This is a genomic window from Gelidibacter sp. (assembly GCF_035577925.1).
In the GTDB taxonomy this organism is placed as follows: domain Bacteria; phylum Bacteroidota; class Bacteroidia; order Flavobacteriales; family Flavobacteriaceae; genus Gelidibacter.
On record NZ_DATJCY010000192.1, the window covers coordinates 1 to 5,896 of the forward strand.

Consider the following 5,896-nt stretch of genomic DNA (forward strand, 5'->3'; position numbering starts at 1 on the left):
CTGATAACCATGGTCACTTTTCCACCTTTGCGCCAAATTTCGAGTGCCGCATCAACAGCAGAATTGCTGGCGCCAACCACCACTACATTTTGCAGTGCATACGGATGGGCTTCATTATAATAATGCGTTACTTTTGGCAAATTTTCGCCGGGAATGTCCAATAGTTTTGGAATGTCATAAAATCCAGAAGCGATGATGACTTTATCGGCCTGATATTCTGATTTTGTCGAAGTGACATTAAAACGATCGGCATTTTTATTTATTGAAATCACTTCCTCGTACAAATGAATATTTAAGCGGTTTGAAGTCGCAACGCGTCGGTAATATTCCAACGCTTCGTCTCTTCTGGGTTTTGGATTATTGCTGATAAAAGGAATGTCATCAATTTCCAATTTTTCGGAAGTCGAAAAAAACGTCATGTTTTTTGGGTAATTAAACAAGGAGTTGGTCAAAGCTCCTTTTTCAAGAACCAGATAGTCCCAATTTCTTTTTTCGCATTCCAGAGCGCAGGCAATCCCAATGGGTCCTGCGCCAATAATCAGTACTTTATATGTTTTTGACATGTTTTAGGGGGTTTTTGATCATTTTAAATGATTTTATAATCCATAAAAATTCCAGTTTCAAAGTTCCAAAACTCTTGTTTTATAGAATCTTAAGATAGGGATTATATCAAGGTTTAATGAAGAAATCATCTCCAATTTTTTCATAAGAAAATGTGTATTCGATAGGTTTTTCTATTTTTTTGTAGATACCGATTTTTTCATTTTTCAGATCATTGGATAAGGTTATTTTTATTTTTTTAATTTCGGGATATACTTCATAATAGCCTTTGCTTTTATTATAAAAATCATGTACGTTATCATAGAAATTCACGACTACGTTTCCTTTATAAATGTGGTCGCCTTCTCCCCAACTTGAGATATAAATATCCGAAATACCTTGTTGGTTAATTTTATAAAGTCCTTCTTTAAAGAATTTTTTGATTTCGGAAATGTAAACTCCAAAGTCGTGGCAACCTAAATAAAGATACAAATCTGTACGAACAGTGATGTCACTTTTTTTGCTCAGTTTAAGAATTTCGGCAATATCTAGTGTTTGCGTACAGTAGGTTTTCCAACTCTGTTCATTGTTCTTCCTTTTTGAATACAAGTTAGTGGTTAAAACCAATTTGTTTTTGATGAATTTCTTATACTTTTTATTTTTTAGGGTTAGTTCAAAATTGTTATTTGCATCAATCAGAACAAATTGTTTTTTTCTGAATTTTTTGCCTTGTTGTGTAAAGTATAAGGTGTCTTTTTTTTCTTCATTAAAGTAAACGATGTTTTTACCAGTAAATGTGATGGATTGCGATTGAGCTGACCAATAAAAAAGTAGTGAGGTTAATATTGTAATTAGGTCTTTCATGTTTTGGTTTTGATTGATTTGTGCAGGAGGTTTTTGTTGTTATAGCCCACAAGCTATATCATTATATGTAGTTTTTCCTATATTATTTTTTGACAAACTTAACACCTAGGATATAATGGTGTGGTACATCTTTCAATATTTCACTCGTCATATCAGGTTCGATTTCTCTTTCGCCACAAAATCGATACACATCAAATTGCTTATCATGCCAACTTGAGCCGAGCAATAATAGAGGAATAAATTCATCTTCTTTAAATGCATTAATTTTGAAAGGGCGTGTGTGGTATGAATAGAATAGCTTATCTAAGTCTTTAACCGAAAATCCTTTCATCTTAAACTGAATTCTATTCTTAACTATAAATCCAGGTACATTGAGTTGCATCGTTTTGATGGAATCATTACTCGATGGATAGAACCCAAAACTAAACTTTTTAAGGTGGGCAATCGCTTGGGCTTTTATGTCAATAACCCGACCTTCATCTATAAGTTTCTGCCGTTCAGATTCTGGAAAATCAGTCAAAAGCGTTTTATTTGGTAACATAGTAATATTTGAGGATTCAATTTCTTTTCCTGCTAAAAACTCTTTTTTGATAAACACAATGTCGTATCGCTTGTTAAGCATTTGGGTAACATCAAAGTTGAAAAGTTCATAACCTGAAGCACCAAGTAAGACAATTAGATCATCAAGCTCGACGTTTTTACTTTTAATTTCCTGACCAAACGAAACTAAAGGTAGAACTAACACACAAAATATAATAAAAAACTTTTTCATTTCAATAATATTTTTAAGTTTACAAGTTGTTTTTCAACTAGTTGTACATAGTTTCTGCATTGCGATTTCGTCCACAAATGCTATATAATAAAAAGTATTCGGAATATCAAAAGCCATACCAAGTTACTTCTTAAAACTTACTTCGCGTCACAATGAAAAGATTAGTTTTTCTTTTCGCTCTTCAGGTTTGGAATGAGTCTTATGACGCTTAAATGTTATCAATTTTAATTGTTGGTCAAACCTAGCTAAAAACCTTAAAAGTTGTATTTTTGTGACTTATCTATGTATTATGAAGGCAATTAGTTTATTTTTTATTGGATTGTTTTTTGTTACAAGTTGTTCACAGAAAAAACAACCTATCCAAGGTGAAACTGAATTTCAGCGCAACCTTAATTCTGAATTTAAAGACGCTTCAAAATCACCTTTGAAGAAGAAAGATCGAAAAGATTTTAGAGGTCTCGAGTTTTTTAAAGTGGATTCGGCTTATGTCGTCCAGGCTACATTAAAAACCACACCTGATGAACAGCCGTTCAAGATGAAAACCACAACGGATCGACTTCCGGAATATGTTAAATATGGCGAAATCACCTTTAATTTAGAAAATGAAACGTTTACACTAAATGTTTTTAGAGACTTGGATTTGATGAAAGAAGAAGGTTTTGAGGATTATTTGTTTTTACCTTTTTTGGATGATACCAACGGTGATGAAACCTATGGTGGCGGACGGTATTTGGATTTAAGAATTCCTGAAGGTGATGTGATGATTGTCGATTTTAATAAGGCGTATAATCCGTATTGTGCTTATAACGAAAAGTATTCTTGCCCAATTGTGCCGCGTGATAACTACGTTGGCGTTAATATTAAAGCCGGTGTGAAGGCGTTTGAGGTAAATAGAGAGTAGTGGGGAGTTATTAGAGGATAGCAAATAGCGAAATAGAAGATGGACTGTTGTCCTTGTGACTCTTGTGAGGGATGAAACTCGAAATTGAAATCAGTAAAATTCTATGGGAATCAGGGATCGTTCCATCGGTCTTTCGTTTCGTCTTATATATTCAATGTTGACTCAGCTTTTTACCACATACATTCCAAAAAACACAGCTAGAAATCCAACGATGAAAGTTCCGATGGTATAGATGGCAAAACTCATAAAATCCCCCGATTTTAAAAAGACATGGTTTTCATAAGCAAATGTGGAGAACGTTGTAAAACCACCACAAAAACCTGTGGCTAAAAATAAGATTTGATTTTCGGTCAATGTATTGTTTTTTGCCGCAAGACCCAAAATGACACCAATTAATAAACTGCCTAAAATGTTTGCAGCAAAAGTGCCGTAAGGGATTCCTGTTTCGGCACTATTAAGGTATCTGCCGATCATAAATCGGAGAACACTGCCCAAACCACCTCCAAAAAATACTAAGAGCAATTGTTTCACAAGGTTTCTCTATTATCGGTAATAGGAATGTAGATTTCAGTAATCCATTGCGCTGGATTTAGAACTTTTTTAGGATCAGTTCTATAAATCTCAAAAGGATTTATTGATGACGCTTCCAAATTATTGTCTGCCAAATGTTTTCTGGCCACCGCCCAAGCTTCTTTTAAATTGGTGTAATTACCTTGTAAAGTGACTTTAAGTGCTAATGTTCGATCCATAAATCCGCAGAGGATATTACTGTTTTCAGCAACAATTATTTTTTCGGAAACAGGAATGCTGGTGCTCATGATCACATTGCCCGTTTCAGAATCCATTTCATTATAAATGGTAAAAGGGAAACCGTTAGCCAAAATGGAATGCGTGTTCATAAAAGTAACAAGTTCGCTATGTTGTTTTTCCATTGACGAACGGATGTTTCCACTGGTTGAAGAAATTGTGCTATACATGTAAAATCCGCCGCCATAATCTGTAATGCCATCTACTTTGATGGAATACACTGCCATGTTTGCTAATACTTTTTGGTTTAGACTTTCGAGATCAGATTTAAATTGATCCGAAATATCCTCTTCTTTATCGTCAAACAAAGCCAGTTTAGCTTTGGTCATGAACGATAGGGCTTCTGCATCCAAAACTCTTGTTACGTTCGTTGAGCCATCGGAATTGGAAGTGAAAGTCCATTTTAATTCCGATTTTTTAATGCGATCGCTTGTAAATAATTGATTTATAGAGTCGATTGGAGTTTTCGAGGTTTGTTGTAATGTTTCGGTCGCTTTCCAAAATGATGACCAATCTGTCTCTGTCGAATCTGAAACAACGTCGTAAATTACGGTTTTAGGAGCATTTATAGTAATGGTTTCTGATACTTCAAAATCATTAGGTTGGACTGCGGTATAAATAGCCATTCCGATAAAGGCTATCAGCAAAAGAAATATAAGGTATTTTATAAATTTCATCGTCGGTTTTGTGGAGTTAACCAAAGATAGACAATTTTATAATATTACATTTGTAGTATATAAATTTAAAATTCAACAAATGAAACTAAAATTAATATTGGGGATGGTTGTGGCCCTGAGTTTAAGTTTTTCTTGTAAAAACGAATCACAATTACAAAAGGATTCAACAGAAAATTCTGTGGCTTTGGAAAACGAGACTGCGGCATTTAATTATACCGTTGAGCAATTTGCAGATATTAAAATTTTGCGTTACCAAATTCCAGGCTGGGATAACTTGACGCTTAAAGAACAAAAATTGGTGTACTATTTAACCCAAGCAGGTTTAGCCGGAAGGGACATAATGTGGGACCAGAATTACCGTCATAATCTAAAAATCAGAAAAGCATTGGAAACCATTTATGCGAATTATGAAGGTGATAAGTCGACTACTGATTGGAAAGCGTTTGAAAACTATCTAAAACGTGTATGGTTTAGCAATGGCATTCACCATCATTATTCCAATGATAAGTTGCAACCAGAATTTTCACAGGAGTATTTAAAAACGCTTTTGACAGCAACCAATGCACAATTGGAAGGCGAAGCGTTTGAGGTGATTTTTAACGATAAGGATCTGAGAAAAGTAGATCAATCAAAAGGGATTGATAATGTGGCCATGTCTGCCGTGAATTTTTATGGACCGAATGTGACCGATGCTGATGTCGAAAAATTTTACAAAAACAAAAAATCGCCAAATCCAGCTAAACCATTATCCTTTGGATTGAATTCTAAATTAGTAAAGGAAAATGGAGAGTTAAAAGAATTGGTTTATAAATCTGGAGGTTTATATGGTGCAGCCATCGACGAAATTATAAAATGGTTGGAATTGGCCCAAGGAAGCGCCGAAAACCAAGCACAAGGTGATGCTTTAGGTTTGTTGATCCAATATTATAAAACGGGAGATTTACAAACTTGGGACGATTATAATGTGGCTTGGACTGCTGCTACAGAAGGGAATGTAGATTATATCAACAGCTTTATTGAGGTTTATAATGATCCTGTTGGTTACAAAGGATCCTATGAAAGCATTGTTCAAATAAATGATTTTGACATGTCACAAAAAATGAAAGTGCTTTCTGATAACGCGCAGTGGTTTGAGGACAATTCGCCATTGATGGAAGCGCATAAAAAGAAAAATGTTGTTGGCGTCACTTATAAAGTGGTTAATGTTGCTGGCGAATCTGGAGATGCGTCACCAAGTACACCAATTGGTGTTAACTTGCCAAATGCCAGCTGGATTAGAGCTCAAGTAGGAAGTAAATCCGTTTCTCTCGGAAATATTATTGAAGCTTATGGCAA

7 protein-coding genes are annotated in these 5,896 nt (G+C 34.8%); 2 read left to right on the top strand and 5 right to left on the bottom strand.

Features of this window, described 5'->3' with window-relative positions:
- The 3 genes from VNJ50_RS07070 to VNJ50_RS07080 form a co-directional block, all read right to left on the bottom strand.
- The coding region (locus tag VNJ50_RS07070) for an NAD(P)-binding domain-containing protein (RefSeq protein ID WP_325580375.1) at positions 1-563 on the bottom strand (563 nt) is incomplete at its 3' end.
- Positions 564-669: 106 nt separating this feature from the next.
- Entirely contained in the window at positions 670-1,404 is a 735-nt protein-coding gene (locus tag VNJ50_RS07075) for a hypothetical protein (protein ID WP_325580377.1), read from the bottom strand.
- Positions 1,405-1,486: 82 nt separating this feature from the next.
- On the bottom strand, positions 1,487-2,176 hold the full coding sequence (locus VNJ50_RS07080; RefSeq protein WP_325580379.1) for a DUF5041 domain-containing protein: 690 nt from the start codon (positions 2,174-2,176) through the stop codon (positions 1,487-1,489).
- A gap of 289 nt (positions 2,177-2,465) precedes the next feature.
- Between VNJ50_RS07080 and VNJ50_RS07085 the strand changes: the two genes are divergently transcribed.
- On the top strand, positions 2,466-3,077 hold the full coding sequence (locus tag VNJ50_RS07085) for a DUF1684 domain-containing protein (protein ID WP_325580381.1): 612 nt from the start codon (positions 2,466-2,468) through the stop codon (positions 3,075-3,077).
- Between the two features lie 162 nt (positions 3,078-3,239).
- Here the strand turns inward: VNJ50_RS07085 and crcB are convergent, their stop codons facing one another.
- Both crcB and VNJ50_RS07095 read right to left on the bottom strand, forming a co-directional pair.
- Positions 3,240-3,608 (bottom strand): fluoride efflux transporter CrcB, encoded by a 369-nt coding sequence (gene crcB, locus VNJ50_RS07090; protein WP_325580383.1) that lies wholly within the window; start codon positions 3,606-3,608, stop codon positions 3,240-3,242.
- A complete protein-coding gene (locus VNJ50_RS07095; protein WP_325580385.1) occupies positions 3,605-4,561 on the bottom strand; it encodes a GyrI-like domain-containing protein in 957 nt (318 codons plus the stop codon). The genes crcB and VNJ50_RS07095 overlap by 4 nt, the downstream gene beginning before the upstream one ends.
- Positions 4,562-4,640: 79 nt before the next feature.
- Here VNJ50_RS07095 and VNJ50_RS07100 point away from each other — a divergent pair.
- The coding region (locus tag VNJ50_RS07100) for a dipeptidyl-peptidase 3 family protein (protein WP_414652875.1) at positions 4,641-5,896 on the top strand (1,256 nt) is incomplete at its 3' end.